Consider the following 17,419-nt stretch of genomic DNA (forward strand, 5'->3'; position numbering starts at 1 on the left):
CGGTAGCGTGCCGCTGCCGTGGCACCGTCAAATGGCCAGTCCGTCGCTATCTCGGTGCTCCTCGGCTGCGCCACCCACGCTGCGATCCACGCTGGATACGTCGGCGTGGCGAGCGCCAGAGAGCCGACGCCCGGATATCCGGAGGCGGTCATTCAATGGGGCGTGCAGGCGGGAGAGACCTGCGACGACATCGCGGCGGTCCTCTACGGCTCGTCCAGGCATGCAGGGCTGATCCAGCGGTACAACCGCGTCGCGTGCGGCCCGGGCACGACGCTCGCCGAGGGGCTCACGCTGGTCCTCCCGGCCGAGGTGACGTCGATCCCCGACGCGAAGCTCCGGTCGATGCACCCGGACGTGCGCGCGCGGCCGGCCGGCGGCGCCTGGTCGCCCGCGGCTCAGGGGATGCCCCTGCTCACGAACTCGAGCGTCAACACGCTGGATGAGGGCAGGGCAGATATCGAGTTTGTGGATCGGACTCGGGTGCTCCTCGCGCCGAATACGCTCGTCGTCATCTACGGCACGGCGAGCCGAGCGCGGGTGTCGAAGACGCCGCCCGCGGCCGTCGAGCTCGCGGACGGCGAGGTGAAGGCCGCGCTCGCCGCGCTGCGGGGCCAGTCGGTCGAGGTCGCCGCGAGCGGGGGCGGCCGCGTGAGCGCGTCGTCGCGGGACACGGTGGTGCAGCGGCGCGGGGAGCGCACGACGGTCGCGGTGTTCGACGGCAAGGCGGGCGTCACGTCGGGCGGCCTCTCCGTCGTGGTCCCGAAGGACCACGGCACCCGGTTCGTGGCCAAGGCGCCGCCCGCGCGCCCGCGCCCGCTGCCGGCGCCGGTCGAGTGGACGACCGCGGACGCCGCGCAGATCGCGCTCGCCCCGGAGGGGCTCGGCGTCCTGTCGGCGTCGTGGAAGCCGGCGCCGGCCGCGGCCGGCTACCGCGTCGAGATCGCGCGCGACCCGGAGTTCAACGATCTCATCGCCCGCGAGGAGGTGAAGCCGGACGTCCTGTCGTTCCGCGCGGAGAAGATGCCGGCAGGCGCCTATTTCCTCCGGGTCCGGGTCGTCGATCGCGAGGAGTACCTGGGGGTGGGCGCGGTGCGCAGGTTCCACCTCGTCGCCGCGCGGGCCGCCGGGGGCGTCGTCCCGGCGGCGCAGGAGATCACCGCGAACCCGTACGGGATCATCGAGCTCACGCCGTCTCCCGCGCTCGAGCTCTCGCTCGACGACGGCCCGTTCGGCCCCGTCCCCGAGCGCATCGATCTGCTCCAGCGCGCCCCGCGCGCGCTCCGGCTGCGCGAGCGGGGCAGCGCGGTTCCCGACGCGGCGACGTCGCTCCCGGTCCGGTACACGAAGGTGGGCGCGGTGGTCTCGGTCTCGGCCGCGCGCGCGGTGACGCCGGCGCCGGGCGGGCCGGGCGGGCCGGCGATCGAGGCCCGGGTCGAGCTCGAGGGGCTCGCCGGGGTCGACGTCGCGCGGCGGGTGGCGCCGCGGCTCTTCGCCCACCTGCCCGGGGGGGTGCGCTCCGTCGCGCTCACCGGCGGCGATCGCGGCGGCGCCCTGACGGCGCGGATCCCGCTGCCCCGGGAGGCGCTGCGCCCCGGTGAGCCGCTGCGCGTCCGGCTCGACGTCGCCGACGGCCGCGGCGGCGTGATCGGGACGAGCGACGCCGAGCTGCCCGCCGCGCCCGAGGCGCCGCGCGCCGCGCCTCCGCCTGCGCCCCCGGCCGCGCCCGTGCTGGGCGCGTACCTCCCGCTGCTGCCGATGTCCGGGGTGGCCGACGCGCTCTGGCTCGCGCCGACGCCGCCCTCGGTCGCCGCCGTCGGCGCGGCCGCGGCGCGCTCCGGGGGCGGCTGGGTCGCCGCGGGGCAGGTGCGCGCGAGCGGCGCGATCGGCCCGCTGGGCCTCGACGTCGCGCTCCGCTCGAACCCGGCCGGCGAGGGGGATGGCGCGGGCGCGGGCAGCACCGGCTGGTTCGGCGCGCGCGCGCGCGTCCTGCGCCTCGGGCGCTCGGAGCTCGAGCTCGGCCCCACGCTCCGCCTGGGCGTGCCCATGGCCGACGGGAGCCCCCCGCTCCGCATCGAGCCCGGGATCGCGTTCGGCGGCGCCGCGGGCCGGCTCACGTGGGTGGCCGATGTCGGGGCCCGCATCCGCGCCTCGGGCGACGGCGCGGCGGTGGGGGCGGGCGACGGCGCGGCGGGGGGCGACGGCGCGGCGGCGGGCGGCGAGCCCGCCACGCCGGACGTGCAGGGCTTCCTGCTGATGGGGGCGACGGCGGATCCGGCGCCGTGGCTCCGGCTGCACGGCGCGCTGGATCTGCACCTCGTCCACCGGGAGGTCAGGGCGGACGACGTGCTCGGCGGGCTGTCGGCGGGCGTGGAGGCGGGCGGCGCGCTCTTCGGGGCGCTGTCGTTGCGGGCGAGCCCGTGGCGCGACGAGGGCGAGGGCCCGGTGACGGCGCAGATCGCGGTGGGCTTCCGCGAGGCGTCGCCGTGAGCGCGGGCGACGGCGAGCGCCCGCCGCCGGACGGCGACCCCGACCGCACCGTGCTGAAGGGCCAGCGGGCGCCGGACGGGCGGGCGCCCGCGCCTCGACCGCGCGCCGACCGCTTCGCGGCCGCGGAGACGCTCCCCTCGGACGAGCCCGGCGCGGGCGCGGCGCAGCGGACGCGCGCCGGGCGGGTCCTCGGCGGGAAGTACAACCTCGTGCGGCTGCTCGGCGCGGGCGGGATGGGGGAGGTCTACGAGGCGGAGCACGTGCTCCTCGGCGTTCCGGTCGCGGTGAAGACGATGCACCCGCACGTCGCGATCCTCCCGGAGAGCCGGCGGAGGTTCTTCCGCGAGGCGCGCGCCGCGTCGCGGCTCGTGCACCGGAACGTGGTCAAGGTGCTCGACCTCGGGGGCGACGAGGACGACGGCGACGGCTCGATCTACCTCGTGATGGAGCTGCTCAAGGGGCAGTCGCTCGGCGCGCTGCTCCGGGCGTCGCGCGAGCTGCTGCCGCTCGCGGAGGTCGCGGCCCTGTTCGCGGACATCCTCGACGGCGTGGGCGCCGCGCACGCGAGCGGCATCGTCCACCGCGACCTCAAGCCGGAGAACGTGCTGCTCGCCGAGCAGGACGGCGAGCGCGTCGCCAAGGTCGTCGACTTCGGCCTGGCGCACCTCGACGACCCGCTCGACGCCGGGCCGACGCTCACCTCGAAGGACATGGTCGCGGGCACGCCGGAGTACATGAGCCCGGAGCAGTGCCGCTCGCTCGCGGTGGGCCCGAGCACCGATCTGTACGCGTGCGGCTGCATCCTCACGGCGCTGCTACAGGGAACGCCGCCGTTCGTCGGCCTCCCCGCGGTGGAGCTCATGGCGATGCACATGTTCTCGATCCCGCCGCCGCTGCGCCGGCCGCCCGGGGCTCCGCCGGTCCCACCGCTCCTGGAGCGGCTCCGGCTGGATCTCCTGGCGAAGCTGCCCGAGAAGCGCCCGGAGAGCGCCGCGGCGGCGCGGTGGCGGCTCGACGAGGCGATGTCGCGGGAGGCCGAGGCGCGGCGGCTGCCCGCGCGCAAGGCGGGCGCGCCGCACGGCGACCGGGCGGAGCGGGCGCAGGCCTGGCCGGACGGCGAGACAGCGCAGCTCGCGCCCGTGCCGGAGCGCACGGTCGCGCTGCTCCGGCTCGCGCCGGCGGGGCAGGGGCTCAGCGAGGCGTGCGAGATCGGGCTCGACGCGCAGGGGTTCCACCTCGCCGAGGTGCCGGACGCCGCCGCGCTGCTCGATGCGGGGCTCGGCGTGGCGGTGATCGACGCCGGCGCCGACGTGGAGGGCGCGTGCGCGCTGCTCGAGGCGCTGGGCCGCGCGGCGCCCGGCGTGCGCGCCGTCGTGTGCGCGGCCGGGCTCTCCTCGGACCGGATGAACGCGCTCGTCGCGGCGGGCGCCGCGGACGTGGCGCGTTATCCGGTCGCGCCGGACGCGCTGTCTCGCAAGATCGCGCGGGTGGTGCGCCGGGGGCGCTAGGTCCGGTCACTCCATCCACGGCTACGGTTGGGATCCGGTGGATCGCCGCCGGCATCCCCGAGGATCTCGCGGGTCGTCGGCTCGTCGACGCCTGCGAAGGAATCTGACGCCGCCAGGCGGAGCCGCGGATCTGGATCTCGCAAGGCTGCCCGGATGAGCGGGTGCGCCGCGGGATCATGCGCGAGCCGCGCGATGGCCACCCATCGGATCCAGGGCTCGGGCACACGGAGGGCGTCCAGGAGAGCGGCGCGCACGGCCGGATCGTCTTCGTCCGGGTGCGTGAGCGCTGCCGAGGCGCGCACGCGCCCGTCCGGGTGGTGCAGGAGCTCCCGGAGCAGGCGGCAGGCCTCCTGCTGCAAGGGGGCGCTCCAATGTTCGAAGCTCAAGAACTGGACGGCAAACTGCAGGTCGTCCGGCTCCATCGGATCGATGAGCGCGCGGAGGTCCTCGGCCGTCGTGAGCGCTTCCAGGCCGGCCTGCGTCGCCTTGTAGCTGCCGTACCTCGCCTCCGCGCGCAGGAACACCTGCGCCTCATGGACAGGGATCTGCCACTGCAACGCGCAAACGGCCTCGTAGCGGACGTAGTGGTGCGGATCTCCAAGGGCCCGAAAGAGCACCGGCGGCGGCGCCAGGCCTTCGTCTGCGAGCGCCTTGATGGCCCACACGATCGACCACCCGGCCTCCTCGTCGCGACGCGTGACCCAGGGACAGCGAAGCCTCTCCGCGAGCGAGGCATCGGCCGCGGCGACGCGCTCGGCGCTGCCGGCGTCGCGAGCGATCTCGAGGAGCACCGCGCGGCCTTCCGGGTCCTGCGCGAGCCTCTTGCCATCCACGAAGCCCCCCCGCGGCTGAGCGAGCGCGGCGAGGATCTCTTGTTTCGTCATCATGGGGCCCTCCGTGCGCTCCGCGACAAGCTGGGAGCGCTGCTTGGGCGTGCGGGGAAGCGCTTCACCAGCCGTCTTTCCGCCCCTTTCGATCCCTCGCCTCCAATTCTGCGTGGATCGCAGCGAGCACCTGCTGCGCTTCCACGGGTGGTTGAGCAGGGGAGATCGTGTCCCGCACCGCCCAGCCGATGGCCGGTCGCACGGCCCAGGTCTGCGGGTCCTGGGAGATCCCGATGAATCCGCCGAGCAGCTCCATCGGGATCGGTTTACCCAGGTATTGCCACGTGAAAGGCGCGAGCGACAGGCCCTTGGGGAACGCGCCCACCTGCGACTTGGTGCCCCAGCTCGCGACGCCCGGGTTCCATCGCGGGATCCCCTCGTGCTCTAGGTACGGAAACAGTGCATTGATCCAGCCCGTCACGGAAGAGTCGCCGGACGTGCTGCGATGCTTGTAGAACGACGCCCAGAAACCCCGGTTCACGGCCCCGCCGGACGCAACCGCGACGAATTCGTCGACCACCGGCAGGAGCCCCCGCATCCAGGTCGTGAGCCCGTATTCCGCGAGCACCTCAGCCCGGCGCCGGATCGCACGCCAGTCCTCCGGCGTCCCGAGCAGCGTGATCTCGGGAATGCCGCACCAGGTTACGACCTCGTATCTGAAATAGCGCTGCATGGCGCTCATCAGCACGACCTCGGAGGCTGCCCGCTCGACGGGGCCTGTGGTAGAGAAGGACGCGACCACGAGGTCGCGCGCCTTGCCCACGTGCTCCGCGATGTAGTCCGAGAACTCGGCGAAGCAGCCGGGCCAGTCGTTGTCGGGCGACCCCTTCACGAAGGCGGGGCGCTGGATCGAGAGCGTCTTTTGGCCCTCGTGCCGCACGAACCGCCTCCGGAGCTCCTCGGCGTGCAGGTTCACGTGCACCCCGAAGCCCTGCGCGATGCACAGCCAGATATCGTCCGGCGACAGCACGAGCGGGTAATGGTGGTCGAACGCAGCATGCACGGCCTGGAGGAATGCGTGCTCGAGGATCTGAGGACCGTAGACGAGGTGCCCGAGGTTGCTGCCGTGCGCCTCGGCCGTCAGCTTGCACTGCAGCCAGAGCGACGCGGCGAGCGACACGGGCCGGAGGGGCCGCTCTGGAGGGGGAACGTCGGATACCGCGATGGTGCGCATGCTCGTCAAGATATCAGATGCTGCCCCTCCCTGGGTCGCGAGCTGCACCTCCGCTGCGGTAAGCTCGCCCCATCCCGTCCGACCAGGCGGCGACCCCGCCCACCTATCTTCACTTCGTCGGTGGCGGTGTGAGCCGCTGTCCTGCATCGCCCGCGCTCAATATAGTAAATTCTGTTGCCAAACCTGACACGACTCGCCGGACGCCCCGCGATTCTCGGCTTCACGTTGGAAGCTCCCGGAGCGCGTCGGCCGCGCCCTGGAGCGATGGGACGCGGTCTGCGCAGTCAATTGGCACAAACTCAGAGGTGGTTCGATGTCTCCCTTCACCTCACGTGGCTCGGATCTCTTGCTGATTCAGCTTGGTTTGCGCAGGAGCGAGGTGGGTCGCGTAACGTGTCCTATGTCAACCAGCGCATGCAGCGTGGCTGTACGGTGGGACGACCGCTACGAGGCGCTTGACTTTCGTATCGCATTTGGATTTCTTAGCCCCTTGAGCGTCCATTGCCCCCATGACATCGACCCCTCCCTCGCTAGAAGCTCCCAGCCAGGCCGCGCTTGACGCCCTGTTCGGCGAGACGCGCCGGGTCAGGATCATCGAGGAACGCTGGGTGGAAATTCAGACGCTCGACCCGGACTGTGACGTGTGGCTGGAGCAGATCGTCCTGCTCGATCTCGAGCGCGCAGAGGTCGCGACCATCCGGGATCGGCTGCGCATCCAAGAGCATCAGAGAACATTCTTCTGCGATTGCGACGGGGACATCCGCATCGAGCTTCACGGAGAGGCGGGGCTCCTGGAGACGATCACTTTCCACCATGGCCTCTCTATCCGGTTCGAGCGCTGGAACTCCGACGCGTTGCTGCTCGACGGCCCGGCGCTGCTCCGCTGGATGGCCGAGCGGGGCGCCTCGGGCCCGCTTCACAAGTTCGAACAACAGGAGAGGGAGCAGCAGGAAGCCGAACGTGTCTACCGCGCGTGGGTCGAGGCCGCTCCCGCCGGTCTTGACCCGTCGCTCTTCGGGAGGGGTTTCCTTCCGCACAATGGCGACGACCCCGCCTACGGTCAGGCCATGGAGGCGCTCGCTGCGGCGTACCCATCCGCGGAGGAGCGGGCGCTGGTCCTCTTGACGTGGTTCGCACACTCCTCCTCGACATGGTCGGCATACTCGTCTTATGAGTCGATCCCCGGCGAGCTCCTCCTCCGGGTAGAAAGCGGTACCGTGCTTCGCGCGCTGGAGCGGCGCGAGCCGGTGGCCGAGGCAACGCTCCTTGGCGCGGCACGGTACTTCTCGACGCTGTCGGATCGCAAGAGCGAGCTGGCCGCGGTGCCGGACGCGCTCTGGGAGCGGCTACTCCAGGCCACCCGCCGGGTCGGCATCGAGGAGAATGTGGAGCGGCTGGCAATGGTCCATGGTGGTGCGCGTGGACCGCAGAGGGGCGCTCGCCCCGTCCGTGATAGCGAGCCAGCAGAAGGAGCTTTGCCATCTCGTGACCACGGGAGGTGAGGCGTTCTGGGCTGTCGCGCGCGAGACGCCCGAGCTCTTTGCGGATTCGCCCTATAGCGGTTGGTCTCCGACGCAGCTGGTGAGGGCGCGGCCTTCGGGTGGCGGTCCGATGTTGCTGGCCTCGCTGTCGGCGTGCGTGGCGGCGCTGCTCAGCGATGCCGTCCACCTCTACTGGGTGGAGTACGCGAAGACCGACGCCGCCCCAGATCCGGTGCTCGTCCGGATGCCGCAGGCGGGGGGCGCGAGGGAGGTGCTGGCGAGCGTGCCGACCAAGCTGTCGTCGCGCGCGCTCACGGGGCCCACCATCGCCGTGAGCGCCTCCCACGTGCTCTGGATCGATCCGGACATGCGCAGGATCTGCGGGGTCCCGAAGGCGGGCGGCGAGGTGAGCACCGTCTGCTCCATAGAGCTGCCGCCTCGCGGGATCGTCGCCGAGGGCCGCTTCGCCTATGTGATCATCGGAGAGGACCGAAGTGCGCGTTTTTCAAATCTTCCAGGTCTGGCTTCACATTCATCACACCATTGCCAGCCACCTCGATCTTGTTCATCCTGGACCACCTCCGCGGTGAAGGGCTTGGAGCGCACATTGCTTCGCGAAACACCGAGCCCTGTGAGAGCACGTCGCGCGTCAATCCCGAAGGATCCTGCCTGATACCATGCCAGCGTTGTAGGATGCACCCGGCACGCTGGACTTGAGCCAGCAGACGGCCGTCGTCCCCTGCACGCCAGGAGGGACGTAGGTAAATGCTTTGCACTGCGAGTCTTGCGAGCAGAAATAAGCACAGTGGCTCGCGCGTGGCTCGTTGAGGTAGTATCCGATGTAGTCGCCGCCAGGCCTGTCCCAACCAAGCTCGAGCTGCGTGCTTACCGAACGCGTGGAGCAGGGGCTCTGTCCGAGGCTCTCGCCGTACGTGTCAGAGTCCCACAGCGGGTAGCCGGTGCTGGAGTAGACGACGGAGTTGCCGTCGTTCTGTATTGCGTAGGATGAATAGTTGTATCCCCAGGTGTCCGTCGACCAGACAGGCGCGTCGCTCCAGTCGTACATGACCAGGTTTCCGTCCGGCTGCATGACAACGTAGCCCCCCCAGCCCACCGTGTTGGTGGCCCATATTGGGTACGAGGTGCCTTGACCACCGTAGATCACGAGGTTCCCGTCCGACTGCATGTCGACGTGGTAGTAGCAGCTCGGCGCAGTCAGGCGCTGTCCAGGGAACATGTACTCGTTTGAAGCAAGATATTCGTCGGCGTCTGCCCCAGATGTGGTCGCGATCAATACGCTGAACATCAATGAAAAAGCCACTCGTTTCATGGCGCCCTCCTTCACTCCCGCTGCAGAACACGCGTCGGTCCGTGCGTGAGCTGTCGGGGCCATCCTACGCCGCCGCTTTCTCCTCCGCAACGGGCGGGCTTCCTCCTGGCGGGAACGACCGGATGGCTTCCATCGATAGCGTCCCTCGCGGCCGCGACGCGATCACAGACAGCGCCCGAGCCGGGCAAGTCGTGGCGGGGTGGTCAATATTGGACGGTGATGTTGGCCGTATATCCCTGCGCGGCGAAGCTGTTCACGGTGAGGGGCAGGCCTCCGGGGACCGTGTAGGTCGTGCCGGCAGGCGCTCTGTGCCGCCGGTCGTGACGAGGTAACGCACGCCCCGCAGGCTGCGGAGCGAACGCGGCCCCTTCGATAGCGCCAACGAACGACACGGCCGCCCCGCCTACCTGCGCGCCAGGCGCCCCTGCCGGGTCTTGCTTGTCAGCGCGCCGTCCTGCGCCACCACCTCGGCGGTGATCAGGACGGCGCGGATCCCCGATGGCGGCGTGAATGCCGCCGTTCGTCGGCCTCCCGCAGGTGGAGCTCATGGCGATGCACATGTTCTCGATCCCGCCGCCGCTGCGCCGGCCGCCCGGGGCTCCGCCGGTCCCACCGCTCCTGGAGCGGCTCCGGCTGGATCTCCTGGCGAAGCTGCCCGAGAAGCGCCCGGAGAGCGCCGCGGCGGCGCGGTCGCGGCTCGACGAGGCGATGTCGCGGGAGGCCGAGGCGCGGCGGCTGCCCGCGCGCAAGGCGGGCGCGCCGCACGGCGACCGGGCGGAGCGGGCGCAGGCCTGGCCGGACGGCGAGACAGCGCAGCTCGCGCCCGTGCCGGAGCGCACGGTCGCGCTGCTCCGGCTCGCGCCGGCGGGGCAGGGGCTCAGCGAGGCGTGCGAGATCGGGCTCGACGCGCAGGGGATCCACCTCGCCGAGGTGCCGGACGCCGCCGCGCTGCTCGATGCGGGGCTCGGCGTGGCGGTGATCGACGCCGGCGCCGACGTGGAGGGCGCGTGCGCGCTGCTCGAGGCGCTGGGCCGCGCGGCGCCCGGCGTGCGCGCCGTCGTGTGCGCGTCCGGGCTCTCCTCGGACCGGATGAACGCGCTCGTCGCGGCGGGCGCCGCGGACGTGGCGCGTTATCCGGTCGCGCCGGACGCGCTGTCTCGCAAGATCGCGCGGGTGGTGCGCCGGGGGCGCTAGCACCGGCTCCGGTCCCTCCGGCTGTGACAAAGTGGTGATGGGCCGCTTGCTCTCGTGGCCGCGGTTACGTGGCACAGGCAAAGTTGGCGTCACCAGTCGAAAAGACCGGCGAGGGTATGCCCGTCGCGCCAGCCCACGGCGCGCAGCCGCATCGATCCTGAGGGATCACGGGACAAATCGAAATCGTTGGTTGTCGCCGCCGTTGCATCCCCACTGCTGGATGGTTGCCCCGAAGCTCGTGCTGAAGCCCGGGACATCCAGGCACAGGCCGCTGCTCTCGGAAACGATGAAATAACTGTCGCCGCCCGCGCGTACCAGCGAGAACCGTTGGTTGCGGCCGCCGTTGCATCCCCACTGCTGGATGGTCGTCCCGAAGCTCGTGCTGAAGCCCGGGATATCCAGGCACAGGCCGCTGTGCGTGGCGACAATATTGTAATTGCCGCCGCCGGCGCGTACGAGCGAGAACCGCTGGTTGCCGCCGCCATTGCATCCCCACTGCTGAAGAGTGGTGCCAGGATTCGTGTTAAAACCCGGGACATCCAGGCACAGGCTGCTGCTCACGGAGATCGCCTGGACTGGCCTGCGCGGCACAGGTCGGGCCAGGCCGTGAGACGCGAACAAGAAGGCGATACTGGCAGCGGCTATGCCCGCCGAGCGGTACACGAGGAACTGCATGGGACCTCCTCAGAGAGAGCTGGTGAACAGGTGCAGGCAGAGCTCTCTTCGCGGTCTCATAAAGCGGACTTCAGACTTCCGGAAGAGGCGCCGCGCGGCTCATCTGCAGGTGTGGCCGCGTAGCTGCAGCTGGATTGGTAGTGGCAGGCCGTGCTTTCTCGGCGCCAATAACCACAAGGATGGGAGCTGGGGGACCCGCAGGAACCCCTCGCTTCTCTGTAAATATTTCCAAGAACGACGCGCCGAAAGCTCGACGAGGTAGCGTGCCCTCGCCTGCCAGAACAGCCTCACTCCGACACGAGCTGGCCCTGTCCTGGGCCTCGAGGACGGGCGAGCGCGCGACGCGGGCCGATGAGCGCGTCGAAGCCCGGCATCCACGCGTGCAGCGCGCTCCCGCCTGCGGGCACGAGGCGCGGATCCGGCTCGATGCGCTCCGCCGGGAAGCGCAGGAGCATGCCGCCGCGCGCGAGGTGACGCGCGGCGACGCGGAGCGCGAGGCCGGCACGTATTGCGATGGGAGGGCGCTCATCGCTATCGTTGGAGGCATGATGCCGAAGCGTCGAACCCTCGCACTCTGGACCGCACTGACCATCGGTCTCATCGTCAACGCCTGTAGCTCGACCAGCGGCGGAAGCAGCGCCGGCGGAGGGCAGGGGAACGGTGGCCCGGGTGGCGGAGGGGACCATGGCGGCTCGGGTGGAGGAGGGGAAAACGGCGGCTCGGGGGCCGGAGGGATGAACGACGATGCCGGTGTCCCCTTCGACGAAGGCACGAACCCTTGTTCATCGCAGGACAACCCGGCCGGCGAGGTGAAGGAGCTCGCCTGGCCGGCTGCATCGAACACAGGGCACACCATCGAGCCGGGTCAGACGCTGCGCTTCAAGTGGAGCGGCACCCACAGCGTCGTCCAGGTCGCCGACTGGGACGGCACGCCGATCGATGCGAGCCTCGGTCGGAGGATCGACAGCGGCGCGCCGACGAACGACGGGACGTTCGACTGGAACGTCGGCGGATTCGCTTGTGGCTATCGCCCCGGCCTCTACTACTTCAAGGACGGCGCGGGTGGCGGTGGCGTCACGGCGGTGTCCCTCACCGAGCCCGAGTTTGGACAGAACCACTTCGATCCAAAGCCTTGCAGCACGCTCTCCGACGTCGCTGCCTACGGTGGGCGGTACGCCTCGTACGCGGGCCGCGAGGACTGCACCATCCACGAGGTCAACAACTTCCAGACCGAGCCGCACCACGACTGGGTCGACCCGACATTCGCGGCGCAGCAAGGCGATCTCGTCCTCTTCCGCTGGACCGGATACCACAGCGTCGTCCAGGTTCACGACGTCACTCAGGACACGCTCTTCGGTCCGGGCGGTGTCACGAGCGGAGCGAAGCGCAATTGCACCGGAGGTCCGAACTATCTGTGCTCGAACGGCTCGTCGTCGCTCGGCGAGCACATGATCGACACGACCGACTGGCGCCCTGGCATGATCCACATTTCGGACGAGTGCGCGTACAACCACGCCGACTGTCCGAGCAAGACCGGAAACCCGAGCCCCACCGGGGTCAACATGCAGTACTTGCTCCGCGCGCGAAGCTCTCCGATCGTCGGTGCGAAGGGGAGCTGCTGCGCGATCGACAAGAGCAAGGGCCAGGCATGCCGCGTCGTCGACTTCTACAACGACCGCGACGGCTTCCAGTACGAATACAACGTCGGGGTCAACCGAGGTGACATCGTTCGCCTTCGCTGGTCCGGCAAGGTGCGCATGGTCCAGGTGCAGGCCGCGCCCGGGAGCGACGATCCCAGCACGACGCCGCTCGCGGGCGGACTGTCGGCGCCCGAATACGACTGCGTACCTGGGCCGAAGGGCTCGTGCATCGGCGGCGACGCCAGCAGGGCGGAGCTGATCCTCGACGTCGACGCGGCCATCGAGAGCGGGAAAGTGCACAGCGGAGGCGGCGAGACGTTTTTTCTCTTCCACGCCTTCGGAGAGAACATGGACGGCTATTCGTCGGCTGACGCCGACGTCAGCCTCTATCTCGCGCAGGAGACGCCCTACTCGGACAACGACGCGTGTCCTTGAGCGGCGTCGGGCCGGCGAGCAGCGACGCGCGAATAACGCCCTTCTACTGAGCGCACCGTCGCGCTGCTCCGGCTCGCGCCGGCGGGGCAGGGGCTCAGCGAGGCGTGTGAGATCGGGCTCGACGCGCAGGGGATCCACCTCGCCGAGGTGCCGGACGCCGCCGCGCTGCTCGAGGCGGGGCTCGGGGTGGCGGTGATCGACGCCGGCGCCGACGTGGAGGGCGCGTGCGCGCTGCTGGAGGCGCTCGGCCGCGCGGCGCCCGGCGTGCGCGCCGTCGTGTGCGCGGCCGGGCTCTCCTCGGACCGGATGAACGCGCTCGTGGCGGCGGGCGTCGCGGACGTGGCGCGTTATCCGGTCGCGCCGGACGCGCTGTCTCGCACGATCGCGCGGGTGGCGCGCCGGGGGCGCTAGCTAGCCCCTCTTCCGCGACTTGCGCGACGTGTTTACTGCGTCAGACGGACGAGCTTCACGCTATCCACGGTGACGGCCGCGGTCCCTGCGTTACCGAGGTTGAAGTCGAGGAACGCTGCGGAATCCTGCGGGACGTTCGGGAGCTCGAACGAGTAGATGACCCATTCGGGGCCCGCCGCCGCGGTCACGCGACCGTAGCTCGCCCAGTTGTTGTCGCCGTTGCCGTTGCGCCCCAGGTTCACCACGAAAGTGCGCACGTCGTCCGCCTTGGCGCGGAATGTCAGCAGGTAGCGTCCCGCCTGCGGCAAGTTGACCGTGGTGCGAGCCTGGATGTGCCACATGTCGGAGCCGGGCTGCTGCACGTTGATGCGCATCTGGCGTCCGTTGAAGTCCGCCCATGCCGAGGCACCGTTCCAGTTGAGGACCTGCCAGCCGCTGCTGCTCTGGGTTCCCGCGAGCGCGGTGTTGGTCACATTATCGAAAGAACAATTATTCACGAGGTTGAGAGGATCTCGGCAAGCGTCGATTAGGCTGGCCTTCTCGTGGATCACGCCGCCCAGCAGGCCCGAGAAGGCGCGCCAGCCGAGCACCAGGTCATCACCGACGAGGCCGATGGGGTCGATGCCGCCGTACCCGACGCCGGAGCTGTTGACGCTTTTGTAGAAGTCGCGAATCAGACCGGTTTCGTAGGCCCACTGCCCCGACGCGGCAGCGCGCTTGTAGAGCGAAAGGCCCTCGTCTCCACCGCTGACCGTACTGGCCAACGTGTCGCCGTGAAGCGCCAAGTGCACGTGAGGGTAGGCGGTTTCTAGAGATTGGCGCGCAGAGATCGCACCGTCGGCCGCCACACGGTAAAACGAGAGGTGCTGCTGCGGCGTAACGCCGTTGACGGGAAATGTCACGCCGGACGTGACGGCCAAGTTTCCGGAAGCCATGGCGAGACTTCGGCCGAAGGCGCCGGTCGAGAAATAGCCGCTCGTGATGGCCACGGAGCTCCAGGTGCTGTCGCTGGCATTCCTACGGAAGATGCGGACCGAGCCGAGCTCGGCCCCGGCGGTGCCACCCTCAGACCACGGCGATCCGACCGCGACCAGGTCGCCGTCGATCGCAACCGCAGCGCCGGTGAAGCGCTCGTCCGGCTCGTCGAGCGAAAGCTCAAGGACCCACGTGTCGTTCGAGGTGTTGTAGCGGTATATCTCGAGCACGCTCTGTCGCTTGTAGCCGATCACGAGGTAGTCGTCGGACAGGGCGAGCGCGATGTCTTTGAAGCTGACGTTCGCGGGGTACGTGAGCGGGATGCGGGTGAGCGCGCGGCTGATGTTTTGTCCGTTCTCGCGTACCGCGTCGTTGCAATTTCGCTGACCGCTGACCAGGGGGCACTCCGCCCATGAGCCGTTGTTGTTCCGGGCGATGAACACGGAGTTCGCTTGCGGAGAGTCGGAATCCGTGCCTCGCGTCGCGAATGCAAGGAAGCGATTCGAGATGGCGAGCTGGCTCCCGGCCTGGAGGTTGAACTGGGCGACCCCCGGGAACTGGTAAACGCGCTCGGGCGTGGTGCTCGTCCCGTTCATCAAGTAGACGGCGCCCTGCATCGTGCTGGGGAACGTCGGCTCTGCCTCGCCGCTGATCTTCACGTGCTCTTGAAGCGCGCCGACCAGGGTGAAGGTCCCTGCCCGTGCCATGGTTGTCCCGGCTTCGGGGTACGCAGTGTTGCCGTGCGGGGTGGGCTTACCCACGACCACGCCTGCCGACGCCTGAGCGGCGACCAGACCGACACAACCAGCGAGCACGCCAGCGAGGCTTCTAAACTTAATCTTCTTGGAAACCAACATCATGAACCAACCTTCTCCTTTGAAACGAGGAAGCGCCGGCTCAGGGCTCGCGCACACGGGAAGCGTGTATCGCGGCTCCGAGCTGCGTCGATCCTATCCATCACTACATCCGTCAATCGCCGCGTCGCACCGACGGGGATGAGAATAAACAAGGCCGATCCTGCAAGCCGAACCCTCCCGAGCGCACGTCCCTCTCGTGCTGATGACGGAAAGACGACGCCGCCGGGCCCTCGAGCCCCGCGCGCCCTCGCTTCACGCCGGCCATCACGCGCGCTCACCCCGCGGGCGGAGCCTCGGCCTCCGCCGCTGAGCGGCCGGCGCTTCTAGGGCGAAGTCGACACGTAACGCGGCTGCGTCGGGCTCGAGTTGACGATTGTGGACGCAACGGGCGGAGACAGCCGCAGGTACTCCTGCTCTTCCTTGTCGCACTGACGCGAGCGCGCCTCGCAGCTCGACGGGTCGCTCCAGCCTCCTAAGCAAACCTCCCGCCAGACGCGGCCCAGAACGAGCCGCGCCCCGAGGCCGGTGGCGACCGATCCAAGCCGCGCCAGCCTCGATGCAGGCGGAAAAGTGTTCGATGCGAGCGCGGCCGTCAAGCTCTGGCGAACAAAAATTCATCGTCTGAATCTTGAGTTCAATTGTGAAGAGTTGTAAAGAGAGGCCCGTTTGCGCCGAGCGTGTGACAGGCTCGTCGGGGGTGCTGCGAGCGCCTCGATTGGACATTGGTCAACTCGCGTTCCCGGCCCGCGCGGCGCGATGAACGAAGGCATGCGCCGATCGAGGCGAGCTCGCCTGGCGTGGGAGCGGCGACGCGCCGGCCGAGCGCCGCTTGCGCTGCCCTTGCGCGCCGCAGGCCGCTTCGGTGGGTGAACGACGGACGCGCGCACCGCAGATTGGGCTCAACAGGCGCCGACTTCGCCGAGCAGCGTCCCGTTCTCGATCAGGTACACATGGCCCAGACGGGCCGACTTGCCCGCCTCCCAGCGCGATTCGACGGAGAGATCGAAGGACATGGTCGCGGGCACGCCGGAGTACACGAGCCCGGAGCAGTGCCGCTCGCTCGCGGCGGGCCGAGCACCGATCTGTACGCGTGCGGCTGCATCCTCACGGCGCTGTTGCAGGGAGGGCCGCCGTTCGTCGGCCTCCGCTTCACTCCTCACGAGGCCGATGACGAAGCGATGGACGCCCTGCGAGCGGTGATGACGTGCATTCAGCGCGAGACCGCCGGGCTCGATGTGGATCGGCGCGATGGCGGTCTCCAGGATCGGGGTGCCGTCGAGCCGGCGCTCGTCGGCGCGGGGCTTGGTCTCCGTGAACACGGAGAGCAGGCGTCGAAGACGCGGCGACCCGGGAGCTCAGCTCGTTCACACGAACGAGCGCGAACGGCTCGAGCGCGGTGCGCGAATGACGGAGGCCAAGCCGCTCGTCAGTTTGCCCCTTTTTCTGTTCTCTTCTCGTCGGCCGCTTCGAAGAGACGAATCTGGTCGGCCTGGGCTTTCTTGAATGAGGGGCGATCCGTCACACGGGTCACATAGGCCTCGGTCGCCGGCCGATCGCCGAAAGCGCGGACCTTCGGGACCCGTAGCACATCCGCCATCAGCAGGTCTGCGACGGTGAAGCGGCCGGCCGCGAGCCACTCTCGCTCGCTCAGTACCTTTTCTAGCTGGTCGAGGCGCTTGCCCATCCATCCGGCGAGTTGATTGTCCTCATCGCCGCATATTTTCAGGAACCACCACGGTACGGTGACCATCTCGATCGAGTTGAGCGCGGCGATGGTCCATTGCAATGTTTCCGCCTCTCCGGCCGGATCAGGCGGCAACAGCTTGTCGCTCTTCCGGGCCAGGTGCAGCAGCCCCGCGCCGCTCTCGAATATCTCCAGCTCTCCGTCGTTCAGGAACGGAGCTTGGCCAAACGGCTGGCGCTCGAGATGATTGGTCTCGCGACCATCGAACGGGATCGTCTTGACCACGTAGATGAGGCCGGCTTCCTCACACGCCCATCTCAGCCTCAGATCACGCACAAAACCACGAGGGCCTTCAGGCACCCAGTCGTAGGTCCAGATGATCAGTTCGCTCATCGCAGCAATCCTTTCCTGGTTCGGTCGGGTAAGAAGAATCCTTGGCGTGGTGTGAGAAATGTTACACGGTCGAGTGAGCTCGTTGGATCTGTTGGTTTTTTTGAAGGCGGATCCGTGGATCGTACTTTTTGTGCGTCGTGTCAACTGCCGGTCGTTGGCGGAGAAAAGCGACCTCCTTCCCGGACGCGCCGAGACCTGCGGGCGCCGACCTGGACTCGCTGCGGCTGAGCCGCGCGTCGTTCCTCGAGGAGGGGCGGTCGTTCGCTTTCAGCCAGGGGGTCGGGCTGCGCG

Annotated in this window: 15 protein-coding genes; 6 read left to right on the forward strand and 9 right to left on the reverse strand. The window is 69.4% G+C overall.

Annotated features, from left to right (window positions below; translation table 11 throughout):
- The first annotated feature begins 18 nt into the window (after nucleotides 1-18).
- Both WMF44_RS08145 and WMF44_RS08150 read left to right on the forward strand, forming a co-directional pair.
- The gene (locus WMF44_RS08145; protein ID WP_437298558.1) at nucleotides 19-2,487 is read left to right on the forward strand and encodes a FecR domain-containing protein; all 2,469 of its coding nucleotides are present in this window, start codon (nucleotides 19-21) and stop codon (nucleotides 2,485-2,487) included.
- Nucleotides 2,484-3,995: a protein kinase domain-containing protein gene (locus WMF44_RS08150; RefSeq protein WP_437298559.1), complete on the forward strand. Its 1,512-nt coding sequence runs from the start codon at nucleotides 2,484-2,486 to the stop codon at nucleotides 3,993-3,995. The genes WMF44_RS08145 and WMF44_RS08150 overlap by 4 nt, the downstream gene beginning before the upstream one ends.
- On the opposite strand, the gene WMF44_RS08155 is transcribed toward WMF44_RS08150, so the two are convergent.
- The gene (locus WMF44_RS08155; RefSeq protein ID WP_437298560.1) at nucleotides 3,992-4,882 is read right to left on the reverse strand and encodes a HEAT repeat domain-containing protein; all 891 of its coding nucleotides are present in this window, start codon (nucleotides 4,880-4,882) and stop codon (nucleotides 3,992-3,994) included. The genes WMF44_RS08150 and WMF44_RS08155 overlap by 4 nt on opposite strands.
- A gap of 61 nt (nucleotides 4,883-4,943) precedes the next feature.
- Entirely contained in the window at nucleotides 4,944-6,053 is a 1,110-nt protein-coding gene (locus tag WMF44_RS08160; RefSeq protein WP_437298561.1) for a DUF4419 domain-containing protein, read from the reverse strand.
- A 509-nt stretch (nucleotides 6,054-6,562) separates the two neighbouring features.
- Between WMF44_RS08160 and WMF44_RS08165 the strand changes: the two genes are divergently transcribed.
- The gene (locus WMF44_RS08165) at nucleotides 6,563-7,555 is read left to right on the forward strand and encodes a hypothetical protein (RefSeq protein WP_437298562.1); all 993 of its coding nucleotides are present in this window, start codon (nucleotides 6,563-6,565) and stop codon (nucleotides 7,553-7,555) included.
- A gap of 168 nt (nucleotides 7,556-7,723) precedes the next feature.
- On the opposite strand, the gene WMF44_RS08170 is transcribed toward WMF44_RS08165, so the two are convergent.
- Both WMF44_RS08170 and WMF44_RS08175 read right to left on the reverse strand, forming a co-directional pair.
- Nucleotides 7,724-7,960 (reverse strand): hypothetical protein, encoded by a 237-nt coding sequence (locus WMF44_RS08170; protein ID WP_437298563.1) that lies wholly within the window; start codon nucleotides 7,958-7,960, stop codon nucleotides 7,724-7,726.
- Nucleotides 7,961-8,183: 223 nt separating this feature from the next.
- Nucleotides 8,184-8,864, reverse strand: a complete 681-nt coding sequence (locus WMF44_RS08175; RefSeq protein ID WP_437298564.1) for a PAN domain-containing protein — start codon at nucleotides 8,862-8,864, stop codon at nucleotides 8,184-8,186.
- Nucleotides 8,865-9,374: 510 nt separating this feature from the next.
- Between WMF44_RS08175 and WMF44_RS08180 the strand changes: the two genes are divergently transcribed.
- On the forward strand, nucleotides 9,375-10,058 hold the full coding sequence (locus tag WMF44_RS08180) for a hypothetical protein (protein WP_437298565.1): 684 nt from the start codon (nucleotides 9,375-9,377) through the stop codon (nucleotides 10,056-10,058).
- A gap of 165 nt (nucleotides 10,059-10,223) precedes the next feature.
- Here WMF44_RS08180 and WMF44_RS08185 read toward each other — a convergent pair whose 3' ends face one another.
- Together WMF44_RS08185 and WMF44_RS08190 are read right to left on the reverse strand one after the other, a co-directional pair.
- The gene (locus WMF44_RS08185; RefSeq protein WP_437298566.1) at nucleotides 10,224-10,733 is read right to left on the reverse strand and encodes an RICIN domain-containing protein; all 510 of its coding nucleotides are present in this window, start codon (nucleotides 10,731-10,733) and stop codon (nucleotides 10,224-10,226) included.
- 287 nt (nucleotides 10,734-11,020) lie between these two features.
- Nucleotides 11,021-11,188, reverse strand: coding sequence for a hypothetical protein (locus tag WMF44_RS08190; RefSeq protein ID WP_437298567.1), 168 nt, complete (start codon nucleotides 11,186-11,188; stop codon nucleotides 11,021-11,023).
- Between the two features lie 279 nt (nucleotides 11,189-11,467).
- Here WMF44_RS08190 and WMF44_RS08195 point away from each other — a divergent pair, with 279 nt between their 5' ends.
- Both WMF44_RS08195 and WMF44_RS08200 read left to right on the forward strand, forming a co-directional pair.
- Nucleotides 11,468-12,808 (forward strand): hypothetical protein, encoded by a 1,341-nt coding sequence (locus tag WMF44_RS08195; protein ID WP_437298568.1) that lies wholly within the window; start codon nucleotides 11,468-11,470, stop codon nucleotides 12,806-12,808.
- 147 nt (nucleotides 12,809-12,955) lie between these two features.
- Nucleotides 12,956-13,219 (forward strand): hypothetical protein, encoded by a 264-nt coding sequence (locus WMF44_RS08200; RefSeq protein ID WP_437298569.1) that lies wholly within the window; start codon nucleotides 12,956-12,958, stop codon nucleotides 13,217-13,219.
- Between the two features lie 32 nt (nucleotides 13,220-13,251).
- Here the strand turns inward: WMF44_RS08200 and WMF44_RS08205 are convergent, their stop codons facing one another.
- From WMF44_RS08205 to WMF44_RS08215, 3 genes are all read right to left on the reverse strand, one after another.
- On the reverse strand, nucleotides 13,252-15,054 hold the full coding sequence (locus WMF44_RS08205) for a carbohydrate binding domain-containing protein (protein ID WP_437298570.1): 1,803 nt from the start codon (nucleotides 15,052-15,054) through the stop codon (nucleotides 13,252-13,254).
- An 896-nt stretch (nucleotides 15,055-15,950) separates the two neighbouring features.
- Nucleotides 15,951-16,370 (reverse strand): hypothetical protein, encoded by a 420-nt coding sequence (locus tag WMF44_RS08210; protein WP_437298571.1) that lies wholly within the window; start codon nucleotides 16,368-16,370, stop codon nucleotides 15,951-15,953.
- Nucleotides 16,371-16,477: 107 nt separating this feature from the next.
- The gene (locus WMF44_RS08215) at nucleotides 16,478-17,128 is read right to left on the reverse strand and encodes a glutathione S-transferase family protein (RefSeq protein WP_437298572.1); all 651 of its coding nucleotides are present in this window, start codon (nucleotides 17,126-17,128) and stop codon (nucleotides 16,478-16,480) included.
- Between the last annotated feature and the right edge of the window lie 291 nt (nucleotides 17,129-17,419).

The organism is Sorangium sp. So ce426, assembly GCF_051475585.1.
GTDB lineage: Bacteria > Myxococcota_A > Polyangia > Polyangiales > Polyangiaceae > Sorangium > Sorangium cellulosum_B.

Excerpts from the sequence above, each read along its gene's own strand:
- WMF44_RS08205 (WP_437298570.1), bottom strand. The coding sequence starts at position 15,054 with ATGATGTTGGTTTCCAAGAAGATTAAGTTTAGAAGCCTCGCTGGCGTG.
- WMF44_RS08190 (WP_437298567.1), bottom strand. The coding sequence starts at position 11,188 with ATGCTCCTGCGCTTCCCGGCGGAGCGCATCGAGCCGGATCCGCGCCTC.
- WMF44_RS08185 (WP_437298566.1), bottom strand. The coding sequence starts at position 10,733 with ATGCAGTTCCTCGTGTACCGCTCGGCGGGCATAGCCGCTGCCAGTATC.
- WMF44_RS08215 (WP_437298572.1), bottom strand. The coding sequence starts at position 17,128 with ATGAGCGAACTGATCATCTGGACCTACGACTGGGTGCCTGAAGGCCCT.
- WMF44_RS08175 (WP_437298564.1), bottom strand. The coding sequence starts at position 8,864 with ATGAAACGAGTGGCTTTTTCATTGATGTTCAGCGTATTGATCGCGACC.
- WMF44_RS08170 (WP_437298563.1), bottom strand. The coding sequence starts at position 7,960 with ATGGAGCAGACGGTGCTCACCTCGCCGCCCGCCTTCGGGACCCCGCAG.
- WMF44_RS08160 (WP_437298561.1), bottom strand. The coding sequence starts at position 6,053 with ATGCGCACCATCGCGGTATCCGACGTTCCCCCTCCAGAGCGGCCCCTC.
- WMF44_RS08180 (WP_437298565.1), top strand. The coding sequence starts at position 9,375 with ATGCCGCCGTTCGTCGGCCTCCCGCAGGTGGAGCTCATGGCGATGCAC.
- WMF44_RS08155 (WP_437298560.1), bottom strand. The coding sequence starts at position 4,882 with ATGATGACGAAACAAGAGATCCTCGCCGCGCTCGCTCAGCCGCGGGGG.
- WMF44_RS08165 (WP_437298562.1), top strand. The coding sequence starts at position 6,563 with ATGACATCGACCCCTCCCTCGCTAGAAGCTCCCAGCCAGGCCGCGCTT.
- WMF44_RS08195 (WP_437298568.1), top strand. The coding sequence starts at position 11,468 with ATGAACGACGATGCCGGTGTCCCCTTCGACGAAGGCACGAACCCTTGT.